At 66.2% G+C, this 26,535-nt stretch carries 28 protein-coding genes, 1 pseudogene and 1 riboswitch; of the genes and pseudogenes, 12 read left to right on the top strand and 17 right to left on the bottom strand.

From position 1 onward, the window contains the following. Positions 1-5 precede the first annotated feature (5 nt). The 4 genes from WKW79_RS15445 to WKW79_RS15430 form a co-directional block, all read right to left on the bottom strand. On the bottom strand, positions 6-824 hold the full coding sequence (locus tag WKW79_RS15445) for an HAD-IIB family hydrolase (protein ID WP_340336039.1): 819 nt from the start codon (positions 822-824) through the stop codon (positions 6-8). Further along, positions 821-1,270 (bottom strand): DUF3592 domain-containing protein, encoded by a 450-nt coding sequence (locus WKW79_RS15440; protein WP_340336038.1) that lies wholly within the window; start codon positions 1,268-1,270, stop codon positions 821-823. The genes WKW79_RS15445 and WKW79_RS15440 overlap by 4 nt, the downstream gene beginning before the upstream one ends. Positions 1,271-1,288: 18 nt before the next feature. Beyond that, positions 1,289-2,917, bottom strand: a complete 1,629-nt coding sequence (locus tag WKW79_RS15435) for a peptide chain release factor 3 (protein ID WP_340336037.1) — start codon at positions 2,915-2,917, stop codon at positions 1,289-1,291. Positions 2,918-3,100: 183 nt separating this feature from the next. Beyond that, positions 3,101-3,736: a hypothetical protein gene (locus WKW79_RS15430; RefSeq protein WP_340336036.1), complete on the bottom strand. Its 636-nt coding sequence runs from the start codon at positions 3,734-3,736 to the stop codon at positions 3,101-3,103. A gap of 91 nt (positions 3,737-3,827) precedes the next feature. Further along, positions 3,828-3,897, top strand: a riboswitch (S-adenosyl-L-homocysteine riboswitch). A gap of 67 nt (positions 3,898-3,964) precedes the next feature. Here WKW79_RS15430 and ahcY point away from each other — a divergent pair. From ahcY to WKW79_RS15410, 4 genes are read left to right on the top strand one after another with little or no spacing between them, the layout of a single operon-like run. Next, positions 3,965-5,404 (top strand): adenosylhomocysteinase, encoded by a 1,440-nt coding sequence (gene ahcY / locus WKW79_RS15425; RefSeq protein ID WP_340336035.1) that lies wholly within the window; start codon positions 3,965-3,967, stop codon positions 5,402-5,404. 10 nt (positions 5,405-5,414) lie between these two features. Continuing rightward, positions 5,415-6,209 (top strand): TlyA family RNA methyltransferase, encoded by a 795-nt coding sequence (locus WKW79_RS15420; protein WP_340336034.1) that lies wholly within the window; start codon positions 5,415-5,417, stop codon positions 6,207-6,209. A 15-nt stretch (positions 6,210-6,224) separates the two neighbouring features. After that, positions 6,225-7,058, top strand: a complete 834-nt coding sequence (metF, locus tag WKW79_RS15415) for a methylenetetrahydrofolate reductase [NAD(P)H] (protein WP_340336033.1) — start codon at positions 6,225-6,227, stop codon at positions 7,056-7,058. After that, a complete protein-coding gene (locus tag WKW79_RS15410) occupies positions 7,055-7,789 on the top strand; it encodes a septal ring lytic transglycosylase RlpA family protein (protein WP_340336032.1) in 735 nt (244 codons plus the stop codon). Before metF ends, WKW79_RS15410 begins: the two co-directional genes overlap by 4 nt. Positions 7,790-7,898: 109 nt before the next feature. On the opposite strand, the gene WKW79_RS15405 is transcribed toward WKW79_RS15410, so the two are convergent. After that, positions 7,899-8,864, bottom strand: coding sequence for a 23S rRNA (adenine(2030)-N(6))-methyltransferase RlmJ (locus tag WKW79_RS15405; protein ID WP_340336031.1), 966 nt, complete (start codon positions 8,862-8,864; stop codon positions 7,899-7,901). Positions 8,865-9,166: 302 nt separating this feature from the next. Here WKW79_RS15405 and rplM point away from each other — a divergent pair, with 302 nt between their 5' ends. The 4 genes and pseudogenes from rplM to mdtD form a co-directional block, all read left to right on the top strand. Beyond that, on the top strand, positions 9,167-9,598 hold the full coding sequence (gene rplM / locus WKW79_RS15400; RefSeq protein WP_340336030.1) for a 50S ribosomal protein L13: 432 nt from the start codon (positions 9,167-9,169) through the stop codon (positions 9,596-9,598). A gap of 11 nt (positions 9,599-9,609) precedes the next feature. Then, on the top strand, positions 9,610-10,002 hold the full coding sequence (rpsI, locus tag WKW79_RS15395; RefSeq protein WP_340336029.1) for a 30S ribosomal protein S9: 393 nt from the start codon (positions 9,610-9,612) through the stop codon (positions 10,000-10,002). 221 nt (positions 10,003-10,223) lie between these two features. Beyond that, positions 10,224-10,589 (top strand): iron-sulfur cluster insertion protein ErpA, encoded by a 366-nt coding sequence (gene erpA, locus WKW79_RS15390; protein ID WP_340336028.1) that lies wholly within the window; start codon positions 10,224-10,226, stop codon positions 10,587-10,589. Between the two features lie 10 nt (positions 10,590-10,599). After that, a pseudogene (gene mdtD, locus WKW79_RS15385) lies at positions 10,600-12,081 on the top strand (multidrug transporter subunit MdtD); the annotation flags it as partial. A 49-nt stretch (positions 12,082-12,130) separates the two neighbouring features. On the opposite strand, the gene WKW79_RS15380 reads toward mdtD, so the two are convergent. Together WKW79_RS15380 and WKW79_RS15375 are read right to left on the bottom strand one after the other, a co-directional pair. Further along, on the bottom strand, positions 12,131-13,258 hold the full coding sequence (locus WKW79_RS15380) for an anhydro-N-acetylmuramic acid kinase (RefSeq protein WP_340336027.1): 1,128 nt from the start codon (positions 13,256-13,258) through the stop codon (positions 12,131-12,133). A gap of 20 nt (positions 13,259-13,278) precedes the next feature. Then, positions 13,279-14,628 carry a peptidoglycan DD-metalloendopeptidase family protein gene (locus tag WKW79_RS15375; RefSeq protein WP_340336026.1) on the bottom strand — a complete coding sequence of 450 codons (1,350 nt, stop codon included), beginning with the start codon at positions 14,626-14,628 and terminating at the stop codon, positions 13,279-13,281. A gap of 159 nt (positions 14,629-14,787) precedes the next feature. On the opposite strand from WKW79_RS15375, the gene tyrS reads away from it, so the two are divergent. Further along, positions 14,788-16,020, top strand: a complete 1,233-nt coding sequence (gene tyrS, locus WKW79_RS15370; protein WP_340336025.1) for a tyrosine--tRNA ligase — start codon at positions 14,788-14,790, stop codon at positions 16,018-16,020. On the opposite strand, the gene WKW79_RS15365 is transcribed toward tyrS, so the two are convergent. Together WKW79_RS15365 and WKW79_RS15360 are read right to left on the bottom strand one after the other, a co-directional pair. Further along, positions 16,017-16,625 carry an OmpA family protein gene (locus WKW79_RS15365; protein ID WP_340336024.1) on the bottom strand — a complete coding sequence of 203 codons (609 nt, stop codon included), beginning with the start codon at positions 16,623-16,625 and terminating at the stop codon, positions 16,017-16,019. The two genes, tyrS and WKW79_RS15365, sit on opposite strands and share 4 nt — an antisense overlap. Beyond that, the gene (locus tag WKW79_RS15360) at positions 16,622-17,101 is read right to left on the bottom strand and encodes a FecR family protein (protein ID WP_340336023.1); all 480 of its coding nucleotides are present in this window, start codon (positions 17,099-17,101) and stop codon (positions 16,622-16,624) included. Before WKW79_RS15360 ends, WKW79_RS15365 begins: the two co-directional genes overlap by 4 nt. Before the next feature lie 175 nt (positions 17,102-17,276). Here WKW79_RS15360 and WKW79_RS15355 point away from each other — a divergent pair, with 175 nt between their 5' ends. Then, positions 17,277-18,167: a cation diffusion facilitator family transporter gene (locus WKW79_RS15355; RefSeq protein WP_340336022.1), complete on the top strand. Its 891-nt coding sequence runs from the start codon at positions 17,277-17,279 to the stop codon at positions 18,165-18,167. Next, positions 18,164-18,604: a D-aminoacyl-tRNA deacylase gene (gene dtd, locus WKW79_RS15350; RefSeq protein WP_340336021.1), complete on the top strand. Its 441-nt coding sequence runs from the start codon at positions 18,164-18,166 to the stop codon at positions 18,602-18,604. Before WKW79_RS15355 ends, dtd begins: the two co-directional genes overlap by 4 nt. 4 nt (positions 18,605-18,608) lie before the next feature. On the opposite strand, the gene ybeY is transcribed toward dtd, so the two are convergent. After that, positions 18,609-19,070 carry an rRNA maturation RNase YbeY gene (gene ybeY / locus WKW79_RS15345; RefSeq protein ID WP_340336020.1) on the bottom strand — a complete coding sequence of 154 codons (462 nt, stop codon included), beginning with the start codon at positions 19,068-19,070 and terminating at the stop codon, positions 18,609-18,611. Then, positions 19,067-20,014 (bottom strand): PhoH family protein, encoded by a 948-nt coding sequence (locus WKW79_RS15340; protein WP_340336019.1) that lies wholly within the window; start codon positions 20,012-20,014, stop codon positions 19,067-19,069. Before WKW79_RS15340 ends, ybeY begins: the two co-directional genes overlap by 4 nt. Positions 20,015-20,114: 100 nt before the next feature. Between WKW79_RS15340 and ruvA the strand changes: the two genes are divergently transcribed. Further along, positions 20,115-20,687, top strand: coding sequence for a Holliday junction branch migration protein RuvA (ruvA, locus tag WKW79_RS15335; protein ID WP_340336018.1), 573 nt, complete (start codon positions 20,115-20,117; stop codon positions 20,685-20,687). A 13-nt stretch (positions 20,688-20,700) separates the two neighbouring features. On the opposite strand, the gene WKW79_RS15330 is transcribed toward ruvA, so the two are convergent. From WKW79_RS15330 to WKW79_RS15305, 6 genes are read right to left on the bottom strand one after another with little or no spacing between them, the layout of a single operon-like run. Then, positions 20,701-21,312 (bottom strand): YdeI/OmpD-associated family protein, encoded by a 612-nt coding sequence (locus WKW79_RS15330; RefSeq protein ID WP_422823891.1) that lies wholly within the window; start codon positions 21,310-21,312, stop codon positions 20,701-20,703. Continuing rightward, positions 21,284-22,237, bottom strand: a complete 954-nt coding sequence (locus WKW79_RS15325) for a phosphatidate cytidylyltransferase (RefSeq protein WP_340336016.1) — start codon at positions 22,235-22,237, stop codon at positions 21,284-21,286. Before WKW79_RS15325 ends, WKW79_RS15330 begins: the two co-directional genes overlap by 29 nt. Continuing rightward, positions 22,234-22,911 (bottom strand): lysophospholipid acyltransferase family protein, encoded by a 678-nt coding sequence (locus WKW79_RS15320; RefSeq protein WP_340336015.1) that lies wholly within the window; start codon positions 22,909-22,911, stop codon positions 22,234-22,236. The genes WKW79_RS15325 and WKW79_RS15320 overlap by 4 nt, the downstream gene beginning before the upstream one ends. 46 nt (positions 22,912-22,957) lie before the next feature. Continuing rightward, positions 22,958-23,392 carry a hypothetical protein gene (locus tag WKW79_RS15315; RefSeq protein ID WP_340336014.1) on the bottom strand — a complete coding sequence of 145 codons (435 nt, stop codon included), beginning with the start codon at positions 23,390-23,392 and terminating at the stop codon, positions 22,958-22,960. Positions 23,393-23,416: 24 nt separating this feature from the next. Then, on the bottom strand, positions 23,417-24,760 hold the full coding sequence (locus WKW79_RS15310) for a phosphatase PAP2/dual specificity phosphatase family protein (RefSeq protein ID WP_340336013.1): 1,344 nt from the start codon (positions 24,758-24,760) through the stop codon (positions 23,417-23,419). Continuing rightward, complete coding sequence (locus tag WKW79_RS15305) at positions 24,757-26,517, bottom strand: bifunctional alpha/beta hydrolase/class I SAM-dependent methyltransferase (protein ID WP_340336012.1); 1,761 nt, start codon at positions 26,515-26,517, stop codon at positions 24,757-24,759. The genes WKW79_RS15310 and WKW79_RS15305 overlap by 4 nt, the downstream gene beginning before the upstream one ends. Positions 26,518-26,535: the final 18 nt, after the last annotated feature.

Below are 26,535 nucleotides of genomic sequence, written 5' to 3'. Positions count from 1 at the left end.
CGGTCTCAGCGGGCCTCGGCCGCCGCGCGGCTTGCCAGGATCGCAGCCGCGACCTCGGCAAAGCCCGCGCCGCGCTCGCTCGGCGCCACGTAGCGCGGCAGGTGCGACAGCGCCGATTCGAAGCGGCGCACATTGGCCACGCCAATGCTGTGCGCGAAGTGCTGGAACATCAGCGCGTCGTTGGTGGAATCGCCCACGTAGGCCCAGCGGTCCATCTCGTCATCGAGATCGCGCCCCCACAGTTCGCGCACGATCCAGCGCGCGCCCTCCAGCTTGTTGTGCTCGCCATACCAGCCGTTGACGTGGATGCTGCTGACCGTGGCATGCATGCCTTCCTCGCGCATCAGCGCAACGACCGCCGCGATGCGCGCATCGTCGAGGTGGACGAACTCGCTGTGATCGATGGCGATGTCGCATTCGCGCCCGGCCGAGTCGGTTGCGCGCATGGCGCCCGGGGTCTCGCGCTCGATGCGTTCCAGCACCGACTGCATGCGCGCAAAGTTGCGCGCGCGCGTGGCCTCGTCCTGCTGATACGTCTTCGTGAGCACACCGCGCTCGTTCACCAGCGCCACCGCACCGTTCTCGGCAACGATCGCGTCCACCGGCCACACCAATGCGAAGGGCTCGCTCCAACCCACCGGCCGCCCGGTGATGGCGATCACGGGCAAGCCTGCCGCCTTCAGGTCGTGCAGCGCATGCAAGGCCTCCGGTGCGATGGTGCCTTCCGTGGTCAGCGTGTCATCGATGTCGGTGAAGACGCCTGTCAAACGCTGGCGTTCTGTCACGCTCCACATGTCCAGGGGGAGAAGGGTGTTGTTCTTCATTCGCGGCGGCGAAACAAGCTTGCTGAAAATGCGAAAGCGAAGAAGCCGGTCACGAGCAAGAGCCTCTTCCAGAGGCGTTCTGTCCGGCCGGGTTCCAGCACCGCATCCTGCGGCATGGCGGGGTTGTAGTACACGGTGAGCGTGCCAACGCCGGCGTACCGAGCGTTGAATTCGTGTCGCTCGGCTGATGACGGGCACCACGGCGTGCTGCGGACCCGGTCGTTCTGATAACGCACGCCCGCGACCGCGTATTCATACTGGACCCATGCCGTGGGGCAATCCGAGTCATCGGTGCCGGCTTCCGCAATGCCCTTGGACACGAGCTGACCCTGCACACTCGGCCAACTGCGGGTCTTGGAGGCTCGGACCAACTCTCCACCGATAGGGCTTGCGAACAAGAGAAAGACCACGGCAAAGAACAAGATCTTCAAGCCCAGCGGGCTCAAGAGCTTGTCCACTGTCCATCACCCCGCGGTCTGCAGCGCCAGTCCAGCATGCTCCCGCAGCGGATGGAAGTGGATCTTCGGAAAGCGCTCCTGCGCCAGCCGCACGTCGTAGGGCGAGGTGCACAGGAAGGCCAGCGTATCGGCCGCATCCTTGGCCATGCGCTGCGGATAGGCGTTGACGAACTCGCGCAATTCGGCCGGCGTGTCGGCCGTGATCCAGCGTGCGCCGGTGTACTGGCAGCCTTCCAGCTTCACGTCGGCGTCGTACTCGGCCTTCAGGCGGTGCTGCACCACTTCGAACTGCAGTTGCCCGACGGCGCCCAACAGCATCGGCCCGCCGATCTCGGGGCGGAACACCTGGATCGCGCCTTCTTCGCCGAGCTGCGCCAGGCCCTGTTGCAGTTGCTTGGTACGCAGAGGGTTCTTCAGGATCACGGTCATGAACAACTCCGGCGCAAAGAAGGGCAGCCCGGTGAATTGCAGCGCTGCCCCATCGGTGATCGTGTCGCCCAATTGCACCCCACCATGTGTGGTGAAGCCCACGATGTCGCCCGCATAGGCCTCGTCGACCGCTTCGCGCCGCTGGCTCATGAAGGTCACGACGCTGGTCGGCCGCAACTCCTTCGCGGTGCGCTGCACGCGCAGCTTCATGCCCGGCGTGTACTTGCCCGAGGCCATGCGCACGAATGCGATGCGGTCGCGGTGGTTGGCATCCATGTTGGCCTGCACCTTGAACACCACGCCGGCGAAGTCCTTGTCCTCGGGCTGGATCTCCTTCACCACGGGCTGGCGGTTGACCAGCGTGGTACTGGTGCGCGATTGCGGTGAGGGCGCGAGGTCGACCAGCGCATCCAGCACTTCCATCACCCCGAAGTTGTTCACGCCCGAGCCGAAGAACACCGGCGTCTGCTTGCCGGCCAGGAAGGCGTTGTGGTCCCAGGCATGCGAGGCGCCGGTGGCCAGTTCCATGCTCTCCATCGCATGCTCGAAGTCGGCGCCGAAGCGCTTCGTGAGCGTCTCGCGTTCCGACAGCGGAATGGTCTCGAAGTCCTGCGGCAGCCGCTCGCTGCCCGACTCGAACACCGTCATCGCCTGCGTGCGCAGGTTCATGATCCCGCGGAAGGTCTTGCCCTGGCCCACCGGCCAGGTCATCGGCACGCAGGCCATGCCGAGTTCGCGTTCCACCTCGTCGAGGATGTCCAGCGGCTCGCGCACTTCGCGGTCCATCTTGTTGACGAAGGTGATGATCGGCGTGTCGCGTTGCCGGCAGACCTCGATCAGGCGCCGCGTCTGCGCTTCCACGCCATTGGCCGCGTCGATCACCATCAGCGCGGAGTCCACCGCGGTCAGCACGCGGTAGGTGTCTTCGGAGAAGTCCTTGTGGCCGGGCGTGTCGAGCAGGTTGATGACATGGTCGCGGTAGGCCATCTGCATCACCGACGAGGCCACCGAGATGCCGCGCTGCTTCTCGATCTCCATCCAGTCCGATGTGGCATGGCGCGAGGCCTTGCGCGCCTTCACCGAGCCGGCGATCTGGATCGCGCCCGAGAACAGCAGCAGCTTCTCGGTGAGCGTGGTCTTGCCCGCGTCAGGGTGGGAGATGATCGCGAAGGTGCGACGGCGGCGGGTTTCGGAAAGATAGGACACGAAGAGGGTTCCAGGGACAGGATGTGGCCCGCAAGGGTTGCGGACCCGCGCAATCGCGAAACAGCGAGGCGCAGGGGGCCAGTGGTCGAGGAGAACCCGGGATTATCGCCGCCCCGGCCAGCCGCCGTCACTTGCGGCTGGCCGCCTTTCCATCATCGGTTCACCGCTGCCCGGCGCCCGACATCACATCGGCGGCTGGAACCCGTTGCGCCCCACCAGCATGCGCAGTGCGGTCGGCTTGCCATCCTTCTCCTGCGCCGTGATGACCACCTTCGCGCCCGGCACCACCAGTGCCGCTTGGTCCTGATTGCCCGGCTTGAAGGTGACGACCGGCGTGCCCGCGGGCACGATGACGGTCTGCTCGCCGCCCTTGTACTTGAGCAACAGTTTCTGCCCGCCCGGCACCGATGCCGGCGCGGCCGAGAGCGTGGATACCGTGGCATTCGTCATCGTGCTCTCGGGCATGTAGTCCCATGGCCGGAAGCCTTCGCCGGTGCCGCGCGCGGATTCGGGGAACACCACGATCTCCAGCGCGCGCTGGGTGCCGTCTGGCTGTGGCATCGACCCGGCGCCGACGAAGCTGTCGGCCTTGATGTCCGCCATCGTGAGTGGCACGACTTCCGCGACGTTCATGTCCGCGGGCCGCGCCATAGTGACCATCTCGCCGCTGCGGTCCTTGACCACCATCGAGGTGGCATCGACACGTTCGATCACGCCGCGCACGCGGACCTGCGCGGGCGCCTGTGCGGCAGCGACCAGGGGCAGGGCGCAAGCCGCCGCGACGGCCATCGAAAAGACGAGTTGCCGGGCTTTCATCATGATGAGGTGGTCTCCGAGAGGGGGGGAATGCAGTCTAGGACGATCCTCCGATCCCTGCTGGCCACCCCAAACTCAGCCGCGCTAAAATGCAAGGTCCGAGGAGCGTTGCAGCGCCGACAGGCGTGAGGCTCGGACCCTTATCGCAACCACGCTCACCCGCTGTTCTCGCGGTGAGTTTTCATCCCCGAACGCAGTGGCATTCTTCAAACCAGCTTTGTTGGAGTTCACATGAGCGCAGTTCTCAAGCCCACCCCCGTTGCCACCACCGACCAGGCCATCGCCGACCTGTCCCTTGCCGCCTGGGGCCGCAAGGAAATCCGGATCGCCGAGACCGAGATGCCCGGCCTGATGGCCATCCGCGAAGAGTTCGCGAAGTCGCAGCCGTTGAAGGGCGGACGCATCACTGGCTCGCTGCACATGACCATCCAGACGGCCGTGCTGATCGAGACGCTGCAAGCCCTCGGCGCGCAAGTGCGCTGGGCCTCGTGCAACATCTTCTCGACGCAGGACCATGCCGCCGCCGCCATCGCCGCCGCCGGCACGCCCGTGTTCGCGATCAAGGGCGAGACACTGAAGGACTACTGGGACTACACCCACGCCATCTTCGACTTCGGCGCCAAAGGCACGCAAGGCGAAGGCCCGAACATGATCCTCGACGACGGCGGCGACGCCACCTTGCTGATGCACCTGGGCCAGCGCGCCGAGAAGGACCAGTCGGTGCTCGCCAACCCGACCAGCGAAGAAGAGCGCATCCTCTACGCCGCGATCAAGGCCAAGCTCGCCGTCGACAACACCTGGTACACCCGCAAGTCGGCCGAGATCATCGGCGTGACCGAAGAGACCACGACCGGCGTGCACCGCCTCAATGAAATGTCGGCCAAGGGCACGCTGCTCTTCCGCGCCATCAACGTGAACGACTCGGTCACCAAGAGCAAGTTCGACAACCTCTACGGCTGCCGCGAGTCGCTGGTCGACGGCATCAAGCGCGCCACCGACGTGATGATCGCCGGCAAGGTCGCCTGCGTGGCCGGTTACGGCGACGTGGGCAAGGGCTCGGCCCAAGCCCTGCGTGCACTGAGCGCGCAAGTGTGGGTGACGGAGATCGACCCCATCAACGCGCTGCAAGCCGCGATGGAAGGCTACAAGGTCGTCACGATGGAATACGCCGCCGACAAGGCCGACATCTTCGTGACCACCACCGGCAACCGCGACGTCATCCGCCACGAGCACATGGCCGCGATGAAGGACCAGGCCATCGTCTGCAACATCGGCCACTTCGACAACGAGATCGACGTCGCGTCGATCGAGAAGTACGAATGGGAAGAGATCAAGCCGCAGGTCGACCACATCACCTTCCCCGATGGCAAGAAGATCATCCTGCTGGCCAAGGGCCGTCTGGTGAACCTCGGCTGCGGCACGGGCCATCCGAGCTTCGTGATGTCGTCTTCCTTCGCCAACCAGACCATCGCGCAGATCGAACTCTTCACCAAGCAGGACGCCTACCAGGCCGGCAAGGTCTACGTGCTGCCCAAGCACCTCGACGAGAAGGTTGCGCGCCTGCACCTGAAGAAGGTCGGCGCGATGCTGACCGAACTCACGGACGAGCAGGCCGCGTACATCGGCGTCGACAAGAAGGGTCCGTACAAGGCGGACACCTACCGCTACTGATCGGCGCCAGTTGCGCGCTGATCAATTGCTCGTGGAGCGCGGCCTGGCCGCGTCCCGATCCCAAGCCGTCCGCCTGATCGCCGGTGGCCTGCGCTGGCGCGATGCCGGCACCACCGACGCATGGCGCACCGTGGGGAAGAACCGCGACGACCTGCCCGAGACGGCGGAGCTCGAACTGCTTGATGCGGCCGAGTCCCGCTACGTCTCGCGCGGCGGTCTCAAGCTCGAAGGCGCGTTGCGCGTCGCGGGCCTGGATGTGTCCGGCAAGCGTTGCCTCGACGTGGGCCAGTCCACGGGAGGCTTTACCGATTGCCTCTTGCAGCACGGTGCGCTGCACGTGACCGGCATCGATGTCGGCCACGGCCAGTTGCATGCGCGGCTGCGCGAGGACGAGCGCGTGACCGCCATCGAGAAGGTCAATGCGCGCGCCTTGACGGCTGCGGACCTGATCGACGACGAGGACGGCGACGCGATTTCGGAACCACCACCCGAGCCAGCCTTCGACATCATCGTCGGCGACCTGTCGTTCATTTCACAGACGCTGGTGCTTCCAGCCGTCGTGCAGTTCCTCACGCGCTCCGGCGATTTGCTGATGCTCGTCAAGCCGCAATTCGAATTGCAGCCCGGACAGGTCGGCAAAGGCGGTATCGTTCGCGACTCGGCCCTGTATGCAGTCGTCGAGCAGCGTTTGCGGGAGGCCTGCGCTTCGCTGGATCTGCGTGTGGTGAACTGGTTCGACAGTCCGATCGAGGGCGGTGACGGGAACCACGAATTTTTCTTGCATGCCGTTCGCGCAGAGCGGTGAACCCAGGAGTAGGCCGTGCGTCTGCCACTAAGTTTTGAATTCTTTCCGACCAAGACGCCAGAAGGCGCGGTCAAGTTGCGCGCCGTGCGGCAACAGTTGTATGCCATGCAGCCCGAGTTCTGTTCGGTCACCTACGGTGCCGGCGGCTCGACGCATGAAGGCACCTTCAATGCCGTGCGCGAGATCCTGGCCGAGGGTGTGGATGCGGCGAGCCACTACTCGTGCATCGGCGCGACCAAGGCCACGGTGCGCGCGCAACTCGCCGAACTGAAGGCGATGGGCGTCAAGCGCCTGGTCGCCTTGCGCGGCGACCTGCCCAGCGGCTACGGTGCCGGCGGCGAGTTCCAGTACGCCAGCGACCTGATCGCCTTCATCCGCAACGAGACCGGCAACGATTTCCACATCGAGGTGGCCTGCTACCCCGAGGTGCATCCGCAAGCCCGCTCGCCCGAAGCCGACCTCAAGGCCTTCGCGACCAAGGTGCGCGCAGGCGCTGACACGGCCATCACGCAGTACTTCTTCAGCCCCGAGGCCTACTTCCGCTTCGTCGACGAAGTGCGCGCATTGGGCATCGACACGCCCATCGTGCCGGGCGTGATGCCGATCATCAGCTCCACGCAACTGATGCGCTTCTCCGATGCCTGCGGCGCGGAGATTCCCCGATGGATCCGCCTGCGCCTGCAAAGCTATGGTGACGACGTGGAATCGATCAAGTCCTTCGGCCTCGACGTCGTCGCTGCGCTGTGCGAGCGCCTGCATGCCGGCGGCGCGCCGGCCATGCACTTCTACACGATGAACCAGTCGGTGGCGACCCTCGCGGTGTTGCAGCGATTGGGCTGGGGTCCATGAAGGTCTGGCGCGTCGGTTGCAGGGTTGCAGCGTTGCTCGCGGTGGCATTCACCGCCGGCTGCGTTGTCCCGCCCGCCGCGCCCGGGTCACCCGGTTCCGAAGGCTCCGAAGCGGCTTCGACAGCCGATGCGGGCGCTTCTTCCACCGGTTTTTCCTGGCCCCGCCTGCGCCCACTCGCGCGCCAGCCCGCGACGCCGCCCGGTGCCGCGCCCCAGTCGGCCGTCGCAACGGTGAACTACGACATCTACAACTCGGAGTCGCCCGACGATGGCGTGCCAGGCGACACCGGCCCGCGGGAAGTGATCGAGCGCGGCAATGCCTCCTGGTACGGCATCGATTTTCACAACAAGAAGACGGCGAACGGCGAGCGCTTCGACATGAGCGCCATGACCGCGGCCCACAAGACCCTGCCCTTCGGCACCAAGGTGTGCGTGCGTAGCCTGGTCAACGGCAAGGAGGTACTGGTCCGAATCAATGACCGCGGCCCTTACGCCGCCGGCCGCATCATCGATCTCAGCCGTGCGGCCGCCGAGCAGATCGGCATGATAGGTTTGGGCTTCAAGCAGGTGTCGCTCTCGGTGATCGACCGCAAGGAGCAGCGCTGCGGCGGTGCCGCGGGTGATGCCGACGGCTTCGAGCCAGCGGCCTACACGCCGGCCGCACCCACCTCGAAGCGCAAGGCAACCCCCGAGACCGGCCCCAAGGCCATCAATCCGCGCCAGCGGCGCTGAGGCTTTCACGACTTCGCCTTCAACCGCATAACTGCGTTGGATCGCCTTGCCGTGCTACGGCACTGTCTGCGGCGCTCCGCCTTGTTCTGCGATTGAATGCAAAGCCGTACTAGCCAGCGCTGTCGAGAGTGAACGCGGCATGCCGGTCTTGCGCCAGCAAGTCCTTGAGCTGCTCCAGCGCCGGCTGCAACCGACCATTGAGCGTGTACGGCGGATTGATGAGGAACATGCCACTCGCCGGCAGCCCCGGGCGCTTCTGGTCGCCGGTCACGGTGGTCAACACCTTGCTCGACTTGACCGTCAGCGTCGCGTGCAGCCAGGACTTGCCCGCCTTCGTGGCCATGGTCTTGAGCCGGCGCGGCAGGTCGTGCGCCTCCGGCCGCGGAATGATCGGGTACCACACCGCATAGGTCCCGGTCGCAAAGCGCTTGAGCGATTCGCCAATCAGGTCCAGCACGCGGCCGTAGTCGGTCTTCATCTCGTAGCTCGGATCGCACAGCACCAACGCGCGGCGCGATGGCGGCGGCAGGAACTTGGTGGCGCTGCCGAAGCCGTCCTCGCGCAGCACGGCGATCTGGCGGCCGGCTTCGAGCTGGGCGATGTTGGCGTCGAGCGTGCGCGCGTCGGTCGGATGCAGTTCGAACAGCTTGAGCTTGTCGTGCTCGCGCAGCAGGTGATGGGTGATGAAGGGCGAGCCGGGGTACACGCGTGCGCCGCCGTTCGGGTTGAAGTCGCGCACCAGGTCGAGGTAGGCCTGGATCGCTGGCGCCAACGGGGCGTCCGGCGTCGCGGCCGGCTTCGTGGATTTCTTTGCCGCGCCCTGGGCGGGCGCCGCAGCTGCAACTGGCGCCGCTTCCTGCTTGGGCGCCAGAAGGCGCAGGACGCCATCGGCCGCCTCGCCGCTGGTTCCGGCGTAGTCGCCATCGAGCCGGTAGAGGCCAGCGCCGGCGTGGGTGTCGACCACGGTGAGCGCGGTGTCCTTCTCGAGCAGGTGCTCCAGCGTGGCGATCAGCACCGTGTGCTTGAGCACATCGGCGTGATTGCCGGCGTGGAAGGCGTGGCGGTAGCTGAACATGTTGGAAGATCCCTGTCGGATGAATTTGGCAAACGCCGGGCCGCCGACATGTCACCTGATGACGGGTCGCGCGCTGCGTTCGGGAAAGCCCTCAATTTTGAGGCCTGCGAGGGTGTTAGGGCCGGATTTGCCTGAAATTGCTGTTCCTTCGTATAATCGAAGGCTTCGCAGCGCTTTTGTGGCCCCGCGGCGAAGAACCTGAGGGCACTGCGTCCTTGGTGCAACCCACCTAAGAGATTCCCGCCAGAGGAACGCCGACCGTGGAAAAGGGCCCGCCAAACCCTCTTCAAAAGAGAAAACTCATGACCAAAACGTTCAGCGCCAAGCCCGCTGACGTGACGCACGAGTGGTTTGTGATTGACGCGACCGACAAGGTCCTCGGACGAGTAGCCAGCGAAGTTGCTCTCCGTTTGCGCGGCAAACACAAGGCCATTTACACGCCTCACGTCGACACCGGTGACTTCATCGTCATCATCAACGCATCGCAACTCCGTGTCACCGGCGCCAAGCCGCTCGACAAGGTGTACTACCGTCACTCGGGCTACCCGGGCGGCATCACTGCGACGAACTTCCGCGACATGCAAGCCAAGCACCCGGGCCGCGCCCTGGAAAAGGCCGTCAAGGGCATGCTGCCCAAGGGCCCGCTCGGTTACGCGATGATCAAGAAACTCAAGGTTTACGGTGGCGCCGAGCACCCGCATACCGCCCAACAGCCCAAAGCGCTGGAAATCTAAGGAGCCTTGAGATGATTGGTGAATGGAACAACGGCACCGGCCGTCGCAAATCCAGCGTCGCCCGCGTGTTCCTCAAGAAGGGCACCGGCAAGATCACGGTCAATGGCAAGGACATCCAGGCCTATTTCGGCCGCGAGACCTCGATCATGATCGCGAAGCAGCCCCTGTACCTGACGAACCATGTCGAAACCTTCGACATCATGGTCAACGTCAACGGCGGCGGCGAATCGGGCCAGGCAGGCGCCACGCGCCACGGCATCACCCGTGCGCTGATGGACTACGACGCGAGCCTCAAGCCCGTGTTGAGCCAGGCCGGCTTCGTCACGCGCGATGCGCGTGAAGTCGAGCGTAAGAAGGTCGGTCTGCACTCTGCACGCCGCCGCAAGCAGTTCTCCAAACGCTAAGGCTTTGCTGCTGCGCCCCTCCATGGCGGCGTTGCAAATCCTCACCGGGCGCGAGCCCGGTTCCGGTTTGCGCCTTGCCCTGGAGCGGCTCGCGACGCAAATCCTCAGCGTTTGCCAGCGAAGCAAAGACTTTCGAAAAGACCGCCTTCGGGCGGTTTTTTATTGGTTGCAGTAGCATGACCCCATTGGCCGCTTGATCGGCCCCCCAACGGAGTTTCCATATGAGCGCTGTCGCTGAACAAATCCCCACCGAAATGCCCGCCCCGATCGTCTTCACCGACAGCGCGGCGGCCAAGGTGGCCGACCTGATCGCCGAGGAAGGCAATCCCGACCTGAAGCTGCGCGTGTTCGTGCAGGGGGGCGGTTGCTCCGGCTTCCAGTACGGCTTCACCTTCGACGAGATCACCAACGAAGACGACACCACCATGACCAAGAACGGTGTCTCGCTGCTGATCGATGCCATGAGCTACCAGTACCTGGTCGGCGCCGAGATCGACTACAAGGAAGACCTGCAAGGCGCCCAGTTCGTGATCAAGAACCCGAACGCGACCAGCACCTGCGGCTGCGGTTCGAGCTTCTCGGCCTGAAGCCCTTGCAACCGGCACTGCCTGTTCGAAAAAACCGCCTGAGGGCGGTTTTTTCTTGCCTGTCGTTCGCATGACCGCTGCATCCATCACCACGCACAAGAGCCTGCTCTGGCTAGTGGCCGTCGGCTTCTTCATGCAGACGCTGGATGCCACCATCATCAACACGGCGCTCCCGGCGATGGCGGCCAGCATGGGCGAGAGCCCCCTGCGGATGCAGTCGGTGATCGTGGCTTATGCGCTGACGATGGCGATGCTGATCCCGGCGTCGGGCTGGATCACCGATCGCTTCGGTGCCCGGCGTGTGTTCTTCGCGGCCATCGTGCTGTTCGTGCTCGGTTCGATCGGCTGCGCCATGTCGCGCGGGCTGGGGCAGTTGGTCGCGGCGCGGGTTCTCCAAGGCGCTGGCGGCGCGTTCCTGCTGCCCGTCGGACGTCTGGCGCTGCTGCGCACGGTGCCGCGCAGCGAATTCGTGCAAGCGATGAGCTTCGTCGCGATTCCCGGCCTGATCGGGCCGCTGCTGGGCCCGACGCTGGGTGGTTGGCTGGTGCAGTACGCGTCCTGGCACTGGATCTTCCTGATCAACGTGCCCGTGGGGCTGGCCGGCTGCATTGCCACGCTGAAGATCATGCCGGAGTTGCGCGCGGTGGCGCTGGGGCGCTTTGACGGCGTGGGCTACGCGTTGCTGGCCTTCGGGATGGTGGCGCTTTCGCTCGCACTCGACGGGGTCTCCGGACTCGGGCTGCACCAGGTCGGCGTCCTGCTGACGATGGTGTTCGGCTTTGCGAGCCTCGTGGCCTACTGGGCGCACGCCGCGCGCCGGCCCGACCCGTTGTTCTCGCCGGCGATGCTGCGGATACCGACCTTCAGCATCGGCCTGGCCGGCAACCTGTTTTCGCGCCTGGGCAGCGGCTGCATGCCCTTCCTGGTGCCACTGCTGCTCCAGGTCTCGATGGGTTATTCCCCCCTGCAAGCCGGCCTGACGATGCTGCCCATCGCCATGGCCGGCATGGCGATGAAGCGCATCGCCGCGCCATTGATCACGCGCTACCGCTACCGGCGGGTGCTGGTCGGTAATACCGTGCTGGTTGGCGGCTCCATGGCGACTTTCGCGCTGGCCGCGCCTGGGCAACCGCTGGCGTTGCTGTTGCTGCAGCTGCTCGTCTTCGGCGCCGTCAACTCGCTTCAGTTCACCGCCATGAACACTGTCACGTTGCGGGACCTGCCGCCGGACATGGCGAGCAGCGGCAACAGCCTGTTCTCGATGGTGCAGATGCTTGCCATGAGCCTGGCGGTGGCGGCGGCAGGCGTGGTCCTTGCGGGCTTCAACGAGCTTTTCGGCAAGGCGGCCCCGATCGATACGCTCCATGCGTTCCAGGCCACATTTGCCGGTATGGGCCTCATCACGATCGCATCGGCATTGATTTTCTGGCATCTACCGCCAGAGGCAAAGGTCGTCCAGCCTGAGCCGCCGGAGGTTTCGGGGCAAGGCTGAAATAGAAGTACACCCCCGGCGCCGCTGGCGCAACGGCGGCGTGCTTACGTCAAGCCGGATAAATCCCGCCGAGCACCCGGCCGCCGCGCGCACCCGTGACGCTGGCCAGGTTGCCTTGCTCGCGGCGGATGGCGGCGCGCGCCAGCCAGGCGAAGGCCGCGGCTTCGACCTGTTGCGGCGGCAAGCCGCGCTCGCTCGAACAGACAACCTCCAGGCCGGGCAGCAAGGCCCGCAAGCGCGCCATGAGGTGATCGTTCAGGGCGCCGCCCCCGCAAACGATCAATTCCTTGCTCTCGTTGCCGTGGCGCAGGACGTCCGCAGCGCAGGTGCTGGCGGTCAGTTCGGCCAATGTCGCCTGGACGTCGACCGGTGCCGCATCGCTGGCGGCACCCAGGTGCGTCGCCAGCCAGGCGGGGTTGAACAGGTCGCGCCCGGTGCTCTTGGGCGGCGCCTTGCCGAAGTAGGGGCTGCCGATCAGGCGGGCCAGCAATTCGGGCAGGACCTCGCCGCTGGCGCCCCATTGGCCGCCGCGATCGAAGGGCTCCCCGATGTGGCTCTGGCACCAGTGGTCCATCAACGCATTGCCGGGGCCGCAATCGAAGCCGAGCACTGTCTGCCGGGCGGCACGGGTGGCGGGCAGCAGGCTCAGGTTGGCAATGCCGCCGATGTTGAGCACCGCGACCGCGTGGTCCGGATGGCCGAACAGGGCGCGATGAAAAGCCGGAACCAGGGGGGCCCCCTGGCCGCCCGCGGCCACGTCGCGGCTGCGGAAGTCGGCCACCACGTCGATGCCGGTCCATTCGGCCAGGGCCGCCGGGTTGTTGATTTGCAGGGTGTAGCCGGTTTCGTCGAATTCGCCGGGGCGATGCCGCACGGTCTGTCCGTGGGCACCGATGGCGCGCACCGCGCTTGGCGGCAGGCCCGTGTCGGCCAGCAATTGCTGCACGACGGAGGCGTAGATCCTGGCCAGGCCATTGCCTGCCAAGGCGGCGCGGTGCAACTCGTCGTCGCCGTGGGGGAGGTTGAGTGCGAGGAGTTCAGCCCGCAGCGCGACCGGAAAATGGGCCGTGGCATGGGCCTTCACCGCGATGTGGCCGCCAGTGAAGTCGGCCAGCACGCCGTCCACGCCGTCGAGCGAGGTGCCAGACATCAAGCCGATGAAAAGATCCTCGGCCATGGCGGGACGAGAGGACTGGTTCAGTCGGCGCTCGCCTGGACGACCGAGAATGCCGCCGCCAACTCGGTCCGCGTGGCCTTGGCGATGCGCTCGAATGCCTGCCGCGATGAAGCTGCGATCGGCGTGCCGCCGCCCTGGTCGGCGATGGTGGAGGGATCGGCGTAGTCACCGTTCACCCGGTATTCGAAGTGCAGGTGCGGGCCGGTCGACCAGCCGGTCATGCCGACGGCGCCGATGAACTGGCTCTGCGTCACAGGCTGGCCGACCTTGACGTCGATGCGGCTCAGGTGGGCGTAGACCGTGCTCTGGTTGTTGCGATGGTTCAGGATCACCATGTTGCCGTAGCCGCTTTGCACGCCGGCAAACTCGACCACGCCGTCGCCCACCGCGCGCACGCCGGTGCCGATGGGGGCCGAGAAATCGATCCCGCGATGCTGGCGCCAGTCATTGAAGATCGGGTGCACGCGCGCCGCGAAGCCGCTGGTGATGCGCGAATATTCCACCGGCGAACTCAGGAAGGCCTTGCGCAGGCTGTCGCCGTTCGGGCGGTAGTAACCACCCTTCTTGCCGGGCTCCTGGAACCACAGGGCCTGGTACAGCTTGCCGGCGCTTTCGAACTCGGCCGACAGCACGCGGCCGCTGCGCATCAGTTGGCCATCGGCTTCGAAGGACTCGTACACCACGGCGAAACGATCGCCGTTGCGCAATTGGCGGATGTCGATGTCGGTGCCGAAGATGTCGGCAAGCTGGCTGGCGACGCCGTCGGGAATGCGGGCTTCGCCGGTGGCGGCGAGCAGCGAGGTGCGCACCATGCCGCTGGCCAGGCGCGTGCTCGGCGTCAGCGGGTCGGTTTCGGTCTTCAGGGCGAAGCCGCTGGGGGTGCGGGAGATGACGATGCGCTTGAAGTTGCCGTCGGCATCGGGAATCCACCGGGCGCTGAGCTTCTGGAGCTGGTTGTCTTGCCCGGCTTCGGCCGTGACGGTGCGGCCGGGGCGGCTGAAAAGTGCTGCGCGGGCGTCGGCGTTGGCGCGAATGAAGGCTGCCGCACGCGTGTCGGCCAGGCCCAGTCGCTTGAACAGGGCTTCAGCGGTGTCGCTGGAGCGGGTCAGGTCGCTGCGAAACAGCGTGAAACCGAATGCATCGAGCGCATCGGTCTGGGCTTCGACGGGCAGCGGCGCCACGGCTTCGAGCACCTGACGGACGGGCTGGTCGCCCGGGTCGGTGCCGAGGGCGGCCACCGCGAAGGCACCGCCGCCGGCGCACAGAAGCATCGCCGCGATGGCTGCGGTGATCTGCTTCGGATATGTCCGGAATGTGTGAGCCACGCGAGAAGCAAGCAACTCCTCGGCAGCAAGAATGCCTTTGATCAACTTGAGTCAGTCCAAAATTCTGTTCAGCCAACCCGCGCTGAAAAGGCCTCGGTCACGGAGGCGGCAGAGCGGTGCGGAAGGCGCGCCGCTTAGAATCCGGCGCTCGAAAGTCGGGCTGAGTATAGCTTCGGCAGTACTCTAGTCAGCCGAAAAAACCCAATGACCGCCAATTCTGTTACATCCCCAAGTCTGTCAAAAGGTGTAGGACAAGCGCTGGAGGTGTCGCTGCGCGGCGCTGACGAGCTGTTGCCGCAGGACGAATGGATCCGCAAGCTCCAGCGTTCCGAAGCCACCGGGCAGCCGCTACGCATCAAGCTCGGGCTGGACCCGACCGCCCCCGACATCCACATCGGCCACACCGTGGTGCTGAACAAGATGCGCCAGTTGCAGGATCTCGGGCACACCGTGATCTTCCTGATCGGCGACTTCACCACCACCATCGGCGACCCCTCCGGCCGCAACAGCACGCGCCCGCCGCTGACGCGCGAGCAGATCGAGGCCAACGCCCAGACCTACTACCGCCAGGCCAGCATGGTGCTGGACCCGGACCGGACCGAGATCCGCTACAACTCCGAATGGAGCGACCCGCTGGGCGCCCGCGGCATGATCCAGCTGGCCGCGAAGTACACCGTCGCCCGGATGATGGAGCGCGACGATTTCAGCAAGCGCTTCAAGGCGGGCCAGTCGATCTCGGTGCACGAGTTCCTGTATCCGCTGATGCAGGGCTATGACTCGGTGGCGCTCAAGTCCGACCTGGAACTCGGCGGTACCGACCAGAAGTTCAACCTGCTGGTCGGACGCCACCTCCAGCAGGAATATGGGCAAGAGCCGCAGTGCATACTCACTATGCCCTTGCTCGAAGGGCTCGACGGCGTCGAGAAGATGTCCAAGAGCAAGAACAACTACATCGGCATCAGCGAGGACGCGCCGACGATGTTCGCCAAGGTGCTGTCGATTTCGGACGTGCTGATGTGGCGCTGGTACACGCTGCTGAGCTTCAAGTCGCTCGCGGAAATCGAGGCGTTGAAGGCCGAGGTCGAGGCGGGGCGGAACCCGAAGGACGCCAAGGTGGCGCTGGCCAAGGAGATCACGGCCCGCTTCCACAGCGCCGCGGCGGCCGATGCGGCCGAGCAGGACTTCAACAACCGCAGCAAGGGCGGCATCCCCGACGAGATTCCGGAGCGCACGGTGACGGGCGCGCCGATCGGCATTGCCCAGTTGCTGAAGCAGGCCGGCCTGGTGGAATCGAACGGCGAGGGCAATCGCATGATCGACGGCGGCGGCGTGCGCGTCGATTCGACGGTGATCAGCGACAAGGGCCTGAAGCTGCCCGCCGGCAGCTATGTGCTGCAGGTGGGCAAGCGCAAGTTCGCGCGGGTACTGTTGAGTTAGCGAACGACGACGGTCACGCGACGGTTGCGCGGCTCGTCCACGTCGGGGCCGGTGGGCACGGCCTGGTCCCGCGACCCGCGGCCGACCGCCTCGACGCGATTCGGCGGGAATCCTTTCTGGATGAGCATGTCGCGCACCTGCGAGGCGCGCTGCAACGACAGCGTGTCGTTCTGGGCGGCCGAGCCCGTGGTGTCGGTGTGACCGGTAACCACGATGTCGCCGCCGCTGCGCGCGACCGCCGCCACGAGCAGGTTTTGCAGGTCTGATTGAGATGCCGCTGCAAGCGCGGTGCCGCCCGCCTCGAAGTACAGGGTGTAGCGCTCGGCCTTGGGCGGCGCCATGTCGAACAGCGTCCCATTGGCCTTGCGGACCTTGGCCGGGTCGGCCTGGTCCACCACCGGTGGGCCGCTGGCGCCCAGGGCCGCCTCGGCACGCTCGAAGGGCTTCGCCAAGACTTTTTCGCCACCCTTCGATGCCACGACCACGGCCGAGGGCGTGCCGTCTTCCTGGGGCAACAGCACGACGCGCGTACCCGGTGTGGAGCAGGCGGCCAGCAAGACCGCACAGCACGCGGCCAGGCAAAGACTGATTCGCCGATGGATCATTGGGGCTCTACCTCGACGATGAAGTCGGTGCCCCGGATACCGATGGTCGCGGTCTGGGTTTCAATGCGCACTGCATCGGGATGGGTCTTGCCGATCAGGCCGGTGATCATTCGAAGCGAGCCGCGCAGCAGCGCCACCAGGACATTGCCGTCCTGCGTGGTGGACTCGTAACTGAAGCCCTTGAGATCGAGCCGCGAGGACGGGCCGATCACGAGCGTGGTGCCATCCCGCAAGACGACGCTGGCGCCGGAGTCGGGGCCGGTCACCACGCGCTCGACAGGTGACACCTCTTCGCCCGTGCGGGCGGCGCGCATCACGCCGTTGGCGTCGAGTAGCTTGACGTCGCCGCGCAGGTTCTTGACGAAGCCGGCATGTGCTGGTGCGGCGGCCGGCGATGGCGCGGCGGGCGTTTGTGCAGATGCGGTTGCTGCTGCGCAGACCAGTGCGGCCAGGGCCAGGCTAGTTCTGAATTTCACGAATACCCCCTTCTCTCTGTTCATCGAGCTTGTATCTGTCGATGGTAAGCGACCTTGGGGCGGTCTGTCGCCGGACATAATCGTGTCTTGAGGCCTCCTTCTGCGTCCAGTGCCCTCCAACGACTCCCTTTCCCAGGCAACTTCCGCATCCGCGCCGCTGAGCCCGGCGGCATGGTTGCGCTGGTCGATCGCGGTGGCCTTGCTCACCATCGTGCTCAAGGGGATGGCAGGCTACGTGACGAATTCGATGGGCCTGATCTCGGATGCGATGGAGTCCTTCGTGAACCTGGCGAGCGCGATGTTTGCGCTGGCCATGGTGACCATTGCCGCGCGGCCGGCCGATGCGGACCATCCCTATGGCCATCACAAGGCGGAGTACTTTTCTTCCGGCTTCGAGGGCGTGCTGATCGTCGGCGCGGCGCTGGCGATTCTCTGGGTTTCCGTGCAACGCCTGCTGGCGCCGCAACCGGTGGAGCAGATCGGCTGGGGGCTGGCGTTGGCGATCGCCAGCTCGGGCTTCAATGCGGCGTTGGCCTGGGCCTTGTTCCGGGCGGCGCGGGCGCATCGCTCGATTGCGCTCGAAGGCGACGCGCGGCACCTGATGGCGGATGTGTGGACCTCGGCCGGCGTCGTGGTCGGCATCGGGGCGGTGCATTTCACCGGCTGGCTCTGGCTGGACCCGCTGCTGGCGATCGGCGTGGCGCTCAACATCGTGCGCGAAGGCGTCCGGCTGGTGTGGCGCTCTTCCCAGGGGCTGATGGACCAAGCGCTCGATGCCGATTCTCAGGCTGCGCTGATGGCCACGCTCGATCGCTTCAAGGCCACGGTGCCGGAGGGCGCGCTGGTGCGCTTCGACGACATCGTGACGCGCGGCGCGGCCCAGCGCCGCTTTGCCGATCTCCACATGCATGTGCCGGGCGACTGGTCGCTGCAGCGTGCGGCAGACTTGCGCGACGGGCTCGAGCAGTCGCTGATGGACGCGGTGCCTGGCCTGCGCGTGACGATCCAGTTGCTGCCGCTCGGTATGGAGGCGCGGGCCACGCAAATCGAGGACACGACGGGATGAAGGCATTGCTGCAGCGGGTGCGCGAGGCGCGGGTGGAAATCGGTGGACAGACCGTGGGGCGGATCGACGGCGGGCTGCTCGTGCTGCTGTGCGCCGAGCGCGGCGACGGCGATGCGGTGGCGGACCGCCTGCTGGCCAAGATCTTGAAGCTGCGCATCTTTTCCGATGACGCAGGCAAGATGAATCGCAGCGTGCAGGACGTGGGCGGCGGGCTGCTGATCGTCAGCCAGTTCACGCTGGCGGCCGATGTCAGCGGCGGCAACCGGCCGAGCTTCACGCAGGCGGCGCCGCCGGACGAGGGGAAGCGGCTGTACGACTACTTCGTGTCGCAGGCCTGTGCCGTGCATACGCTGGTCGCGACGGGCGAGTTCGGCGCCGACATGCAGGTGCACCTGGTCAATGACGGGCCGGTGACGATTCCGTTGCAGATGGCGTAATTGATCAGTAGGGGTTCTTGATGCCCAGGCCGGCGAGGATCTCGATCTCGCGCGCCTCCATCTCCTCGGCATCCTCTTCGCTGGTTTCGTGGTCCCAGCCTTGCGCGTGCAGCGTGCCGTGCACCAGCAGGTGGGCGTAGTGCGCGGCCAGCGTCTTGCGCTGCTCTTTCGCTTCGCGCGCGACCACCGGGGCGCACAGCACCAGGTCGGCCATGACCAGCGGGTTCTGCGCATAGTCGAAGGTCAGCACGTTGGTCGCGTAGTCCTTGCCGCGGAACTCGCGGTTCAGGCGTTGGCCTTCGTCGGCGTCGACGATGCGCACCGTGATCTCGCCGTCGCAGTCGAGTGCATGGCGGATCCAGCGCGTGACGCTGTGGCGCGGCAGGGCGGCGCGATGCCGCTCCACGCCCTTGAAGCGGCCGAACTGCAGCGACAGCGAAAGGTCCGAAAGCAGCCGGCGGCTCATCGCGGGTCGGCGCGCTTGCGCTGGTTGTCGTAGGCGTCGACGATGCGCGCGACGAGTGGATGGCGCACCACGTCGGCCGAGGTGAAGCGCGTGATCGCGATGCCCTTGACGCGCCGCAGCACGCGCTCGGCATCGATCAGGCCGCTCAGTTGGTGCTTGGGCAGGTCGATCTGGCTCACGTCACCGGTGACCACGGCCTTGGCGCCGAAGCCGATGCGGGTGAGGAACATCTTCATCTGCTCCTGCGTGGTGTTCTGCGCTTCGTCGAGGATCACGAAGGCATTGTTGAGCGTGCGGCCGCGCATGAAGGCGAGCGGCGCGATCTCCAAGGCATTGCGCTCGAAGGCCTTCTGCACCTTGTCGAAGCCCATGAGGTCGTAGAGCGCGTCGTACAGCGGGCGAAGGTAGGGGTCGACCTTCTGCGACAGGTCGCCGGGCAGGAAGCCGAGGCGCTCGCCGGCCTCGACCGCGGGTCGTGTGAGGACGATGCGCTGCACGGCGCTGCGCTCCAGTGCATCGACGGCACAGGCCACGGCCAGGTAGGTCTTGCCGGTGCCGGCGGGGCCGATGCCGAAGGTGATGTCATGGGCCGCGATGTTCTCGAGGTAGTTGGCCTGCGTCGGGGTGCGGGCGCGAAGGTCGGCGCGGCGCGTGACCAGCATCGGGCCGGGCTCGCCGTCGTCGGTCATGCCGGAGTCGCTGGCGAGTGTGAGTTGCACGACGGCAGGGTCGATGACGCGGTCGGCGATCTCGTACAGCGCCTGCAAGACGTCCATGGCCTGCTCGGCCTGGGCCTTGGCGCCTTCGACCTTGAACTGCTCGTGGCGGTGCGCGACCTTGACGTCGAGCGCTTCCTCGATGCGGCGCAGGTGCTCGTCGAGCGGCCCGCAGAGATGGCTCAGGCGGGCGTTGTTGAGCGGCTTGAAGGTGTGACGGATGATCAAGTTGATAATTCCGATCCACTTTCAAATCAGGCCGATGACCTGTCGCGTCTCGGCCTGATTTGAAAGTGGATCTTTTTAAAAGGCACGAAGAAGGGCTCCGATGATAGGCAAGTTGACCGGCACGCTGGCCGAACGCAATCCACCGCAGGTGGTGGTGGACTGCAATGGGGTCGGCTATGAAGTCGATGTGCCGATGAGCACCTTCTACAACCTGCCGCAAACGGGCGCGCGGGTGTCGCTGCTGACGCACTTCGTGGTGCGCGAGGATGCGCAGATTCTCTTTGGCTTCGGCACGCCGGAGGAGCGGATGGCGTTCCGGCAGTTGATCAAGATCTCCGGCATCGGGCCTCGCATGGCGCTTGGCGTGTTGTCGGGACTGAGCGTGGCGGAGCTGGCGCAGGTGGTGACGCTGCAGGACGCGGGTCGGCTGGTCAAGATTCCGGGTATCGGCAAGAAGACGGCCGAGCGCTTGTTGCTGGAACTCAAGGGCAAGCTGGGCGCTGATATCGCGCTGCCCGCGCATGCTGCGAGCGATTCGCAGGCCGACATCCTGCAGGCCTTGGTGGCGCTCGGCTACAGCGACAAGGAAGCGGCCGCGTCGCTGAAGGCGCTGCCGAAGGATGTCGGCGTGAGCGAGGGCATCAAGCTGGCGTTGCGGGCGTTGGCCAAGTAGCTTGAGACGGCGCTCATTTGTGCAGCTTTTCGCCCCGCGCGAGCATCGCGACGAATTGCGCGATGCGCTTGGCTCGCGTCTCGGGCTTCTTCGCGGTCTGTGCCCGGAACAGCACGGCATAGCGATTGGTTGAATCGAGGGTCGCGAAGAAGGCCGCCGCGCGAGGCTCGGCATCGAGCGCGGCTTGCAGGTCTGCTGGGACGGCCGACGTGCGGGCGCCGTCGTAGGCAGCGTCCCATCGGCCATCCGCCTTCGCGCGATCGATCTCGGCCTGGCCGGCGGGCTGCATGCGACCGGCCTGCGCCAGCTTCATCGCCTTTTCGCAGTTGATCTTCGACCAGATGCTGCGCGACGCCCGCGGCGTGAAGCGCTTGAGCCAATAGTGGTCTCCCTCGGACTGGCTGCGCGCATCGATCCAGCCATGGCACAGCGCGAGGTCGAGCGCTTCGGCGTAGGTGAGGGTCTTGCGATCGGCGCCCTTCTTTGCGAGGCGCAGCCAGACGCCGGTCGACTTGGCATGGTGGCGCCGCAGCCAGGCGGCCCACTTCGCGGCGGACGCGCACTCGAGGATGGGCTCGTCGTGGATCACCGCGGTGTCAGGGCACCCACCAGTACCGCAAGGCATGGAAATAGATCGGCGCCGCGAAGATCACCGAGTCCAGGCGGTCCAGCATGCCGCCGTGGCCTTCGATCATGGAGCCCCAGTCCTTGACGCCGCGGTCGCGCTTGATGGCCGACATGACGAGGCCGCCGAAGAAGCCCATCACGCAGATCGTGAGCGCCATCAGCGCGGCCTGCCAGGGCGTGAACGGCGTGGCCCAGGACAGCGCGGCGCCCAGGGCGGTGGCGCTGGCCACGCCGCCGATCAGGCCTTCCCAGGTCTTGGAGGGCGACAGCTCCGGCGCGACCTTGCGCTTGCCGAAGAGCTTGCCCCACACGTACTGCAGCACGTCGCTGCCCTGCACCACGATGACGAGGAAGGCGATCAGCAGCAGGTTGCGGCCTTCGAAGCCGGGGATCTGCAAGGTGAGCAAGGCCGGCACATGGCTGATGCAGAACACGCAAACCATCAGACCCCACTGGATCTTGGATGTGCGTTCCAGGAAGCGCCGCGTGTCGCCGCCCACGGCCGCGAGGATCGGCAGCACCAGGAAGGCATAGACCGGGATGAAGATCTGGTAGAGCCCGTACCAATCGATCCAGATCAGGAAGTACTGCACCGGCAGCGCGATGAAGAAAGCGAGCGCGATCGCATGGTGGTCGCCGCGCCGCGTGTAGGCCAGGCTGATGAATTCGCGCAGCGCGTAGAAGGAAATCAGGTAGAACAGCACGATCACGCCGCCCTTGCCGAAGGCGAAGGCCAACCCGATGACCGCGACCATCACCCACCATGCGTTGACCCGGGAGTTCAGGTTGTCGATGACGGCATTGGGCTGCCCCTTGGCCACGCGCCACTTGAGCAACGCGCCGATGGCGGAGGCCAGGATCAGCACGCAGGCGACGCCGCCGAACAGCGTGATCGTTGTTTGTGTCGAGGTCGCGGTGTTCATGCGGCGGTTGCCTCTTCCCGGTCATATTCCGGCCGCAGGTCGAGCATCGCGGCGCGAGCGCGGGCGATGAAGCTGTTCTTGTCCTCCCCCTCGGCCAGCACGATCGGCGCGCCGTAGCGCACCGTGCAGGCCAGCGGGATCGGTACCAGCGTGCCCTTGGGCAGCACGCGCTTCAAGTTCTCGATCCACACCGGCACCAGCCGCACGTTGGGGCAGGCGCGCGCCAGGTGATAGAGGCCGCTCTTGAGCGGCAGCAGCACCTCGTCGCCCATGTTGCGCGTGCCTTCCGGGAACATGATGAGCGAATCGCCGGCCTGCAGCGCATCGGCCATCTGTTGCACCGGGTTGCTGCCGTCGGCGGAGCCGTCGCGCTTGATCATCAGCGCGTTGAACACCTGCTCGCCGACGAAGCGACGCCCGTTCGATGCGAGCCAGTAGTCCTGACCGGCCACCGGGCGCGTGATGGCGCGCAGGTCGGGCGGCAGCGTGGCCCAGAGCAGCACGAAGTCGCCATGGCTGGTGTGGTTGGCGAAGTAGAGCGTCTGCTCGGCCTTCGGCGTGGTGCCGCTCCAGATGGCGCGCACGCCGGTGAGCAGCTTGGCGATGCCGACGATCAGCCACGCCGTGACGATGGCCGCGAACTTGCGGCTTTCCCTCTGCACGGATGCGTTCATGAATTAACCCTCTCCCTTTGAATCATCGTTGTCGTCTTCTTGTGGTTCATTGCAGGTCCTGCGTCAGCAAGGCCAGCAGCAGCATCGCGGCTTGGCAGGCGACCGTGATGCCATGCCGCTGCAGCAACTGGCGCGTGCCGAGCACACGATCGGCCAGCGAGCGCGAGGCATCGGGCAACTGGCGCACGCCGATGCGGCTCAAGGCCGTGTCGAGCGCGGGCATCGACGTGATGGTGCCGTGCGCGAGTCCTTCGAACAGGCCGGCGTCGAAGCGCAGGCGCAGCGCGAGGTAGCGTTCCAGCACACCGATGATCGCCACGGCGCCCAGGCCCATGCAGGAGGTGAGCGAGAGCGAGCGCGCGGTGAGGCCGAGCACGCCGATCGCGATGCCGCTCATCGCCAGGCCGAGTGCGGCGATGCCGCCTGCCGCACGCAGCAGGCTCGCCGTGGTGGCGCACAGGGCGCGGTCGTTGTCGGTCATGCCTTCAGTACTGTCGCACGAGGTTCAGGAGTCCTGTGCATCGTTTTCGCTGATGGCTTGCGCCAGCGCGGTGCGCCAGGCCGGGCGCAGAACGATCTGCGGGCGGGTCTGCCGCACCAGTTCCTCGGCGTCCGCGAGCGCCTGCGCCACCTTCGCATCTCGCGCATGCGCGGCGATCCAGCCGACCAGCGACGCGGCACTGCGCGAGAAGCCGAGTGCGCAGCAGATCCAGACGGTGCCGCCCGCGCGATGTTGAGCCTCGATGATCAGCGCGGCGCGCCGCAAATGCTCAGGGGAGGGCACGACCAGGTCGAGCATCGGCAGGCAGTGCGCGCCCGCGCCGGCGGGCAACTGCAATTCGGCGCTGAGGCTGACCAGGCGCGGCTTGCCGGCGGCCAGCCATTCCACGAAATCGGGAATGCGGCCGAGCCAGAGACCGGGCAGGACTTCGGAGTACGCCCGCATCCTGCGTGTCCAGATCATGGCGTTGAGCGCCGCGCCGGCGCGGTAGGGCAGCAGCAGCCAGCGCGCCGCCCAGGCCATGCGTCCACGGGCGTTCATCTGGAAGCCGCGTGCGCCGAAGCCGAGGTAGTTGAGTGACACCAGCGCCAGCGAAGCTGCCGGCCAGCCTAGCCACAGTGCGCCGCCGCCCAGCATCAGGGCAGATGCCAGGCAGGCCGCGGCGCCGATGGCGTAGAAGCCCGCCAGCTTCCAGCGTTGCGGATCGCGTGCGAGCGCCCAAACGCGCGGCATCGAGGGCACGCGTTCCAGCGGCCACAGCCACACGCAAAACAGGCCCAGCAAAGCGCCCGTGGGAATGTCGAGGAAGTGATGCTGCCATGTCGTCAGCACCGAGGCGCAAATGGCAAATGTCCACAGGTGCAGCACCAGCCGCGCCCATGCGTTGCGAATCAGGCGCTGGTACCAGTCCCACAGGATCACGGCCAGCGCGATGTGCAGGGAAGGCGCCTGGTTGAAGGGCTTGTCGAATCCGCGCAGCGCATTGAACAGGAAGGCCGACGCGCCGTCGACCGGCGGCTGGCCGAAGCTGAATTGCAGCGGCCACAGCACGAAGCAGGTGACGGCGATGACGGTGGCGCTCAGCAGGCGCAGCGCATGGCGATCGACCACATGCTTGCTTCGCCCGAAGAAGAGCGACAACGCATAGAAGACGTTGATGGTCCAGTAGGGGAAGATCGTCCACGGCCAGAACGGGATCTCGCGTTCCCATTCGAATGCCGCGCTCGGCACGTGGGCGCGCGTGGTGGCCCACCAGTTGGCGAAGCCGTAAGTGGCATAGAACAGCGGCCCGAGCAGCACGAGCCACGCCGCGGCGCGTTTCCAGGGGCGCCCGGCGCTGCGGATCATCGTCCAGTCCGTGCCGCCAGCGACACGGTGAAGATGCCCCACTCGTCCACCCGCTGCGTGATCTTCTTGAAGCCCGCGGACTCGACGAGTTGGTCCATCTCCGCCTGCGTGCGGCGTCGCATGACCCAGGCCTGGCCCTGTCGATGGCTGGTAAGCGCCCGCGCGATCATTTCGAGTTGCGGATGCCACGGCTGGCCGGTGTAGACGAGGTAGCCGCCGTCTTCCACCGCATCGCCGACGCCGGCCAGCGAGCGGCTGACCATCTCGTTGTCGGGGAAGAGTTCATAGAGGCCGGAGACGACCGCGAGCGTAGGGCGCGGCGTGACGCCCGCGAGGCTCAGGCGGTCGAATGCATCGGCCTGCACGAACTGGGCGATGTCCTGCAACTCCTTCTCGGCGATGAGCGCGCGCCCGTCGCGCACGTTGATGTCGCTGTAGTCGCGCAGCAGCACCGAAGTGACCTTGATCGGGCTTGCCTTCACCGCGTCCAGCACATAGCGGCCATGGCCGGCGGCGATGTCCATGAGGCGCACGTCGCGATGCTTCTCGGCCAGGCGCTCCATGGCTTCGCGCAGCAGTTCCTCGACATGGATCTTGCGCTGGCGGATGCCGCGCCAGCCGATGGACTGGAGGTAGGTCTTGTCGATGGCGCGGCCGAGCGGTCCCTTGCCCTGCGGTGTGTTGCGGTAGACGTAGTCCAGCGTGCTGCCGGAATCGAAGCCGGTCTGGTGGCCGAGCGCGACGCCGCTGGACAGCATGCCGCCCACGCGCAGGCCGGCACGCGTCAGGGCCCAGTACGCGCCGCGTGGGGACATCGGTGACAGGGGTTCGGCCAGTGCGCGCGACTCGTCGGCGGTATCGCCGCGCAGATGAGCCTCGCGTCGGTCGACGCGCATCAGCGGCTGGTCGAACAGTTGCAGCACGAAGGCGCGAATGGCCGCCACGGCGGGGGCACGGCCCTTCTCGCCGAGCGTGTCGTGGAAGAAGTCGGGCAGTTCCATCTTCGTCTTGGTCGCGCTGCCGAGCCGCTTGAAGAATTCGTGTTGCGGCTTGTGGTGCACGACCCAGTCGGCGCCGGAGATCAACAGTTGCACGGGCTGCGTGATCGCGTTGGCATCCGCCACGATGCGGTCGGCCGCTTCGTAGAGACCGAGCAGGATGTTCACCGCGATGGGGCGGGAGATCAGCGGGTCGCTGTTGTAGCTGGCGATGCGTTCCGGGTCGTGCGTCAGGAACTTGGCCTTGACGTAGCTGTTGACGAAGAACAGGCCGCGCAGCTTGTGCATCAGGCCCAGGCCGGCGCGCGCGAAGGGCACGTACAGCTTGACCTTGAAGGCCGGCGAGGCGAGCGTGAGGCCGCGCACCTTGGGCGCGTAGTCGTGCGCCCAAGTCGCGATGAGCACGGCGCCCACGCTCTGCGCGATCACGTGGATGTCTTCCGGTGGCACGCCGTAGGCCTTGCCGATGTGTTGGATAAAGGTCTGCACGTCGCGCACCGAGGTCGCGAAGCTCGGGCTGTAGCCGCGCTGGCCCGGCGACTTGCCATGGCCGCGTGCATCCCACGCATAGAAGTCGAAATCGGGCAGGTCGAGTTCGTCGACCAGGTGCGCCATGCGCGCGCCGTGTTCATGACCGCGGTGGAACAGGACGATGGCGCCGCGGCGCACGGCTCCGGTGGCGGGCCAGCGACGGTAGAAAAGAGAGACGCCGTCGTGGGTCGCGAAGTGCTGCTCCTGGGCAGCGCGTGGAGTGGTCATGTTCTTGTGGAGCGAGCT

The sequence above is a fragment of the Variovorax robiniae genome, assembly GCF_037889955.1.
GTDB lineage: Bacteria > Pseudomonadota > Gammaproteobacteria > Burkholderiales > Burkholderiaceae_C > Variovorax > Variovorax robiniae.
Note: the sequence above shows the minus strand (reverse complement) of the source record. Positions and strands in the feature narration are given on the sequence as shown.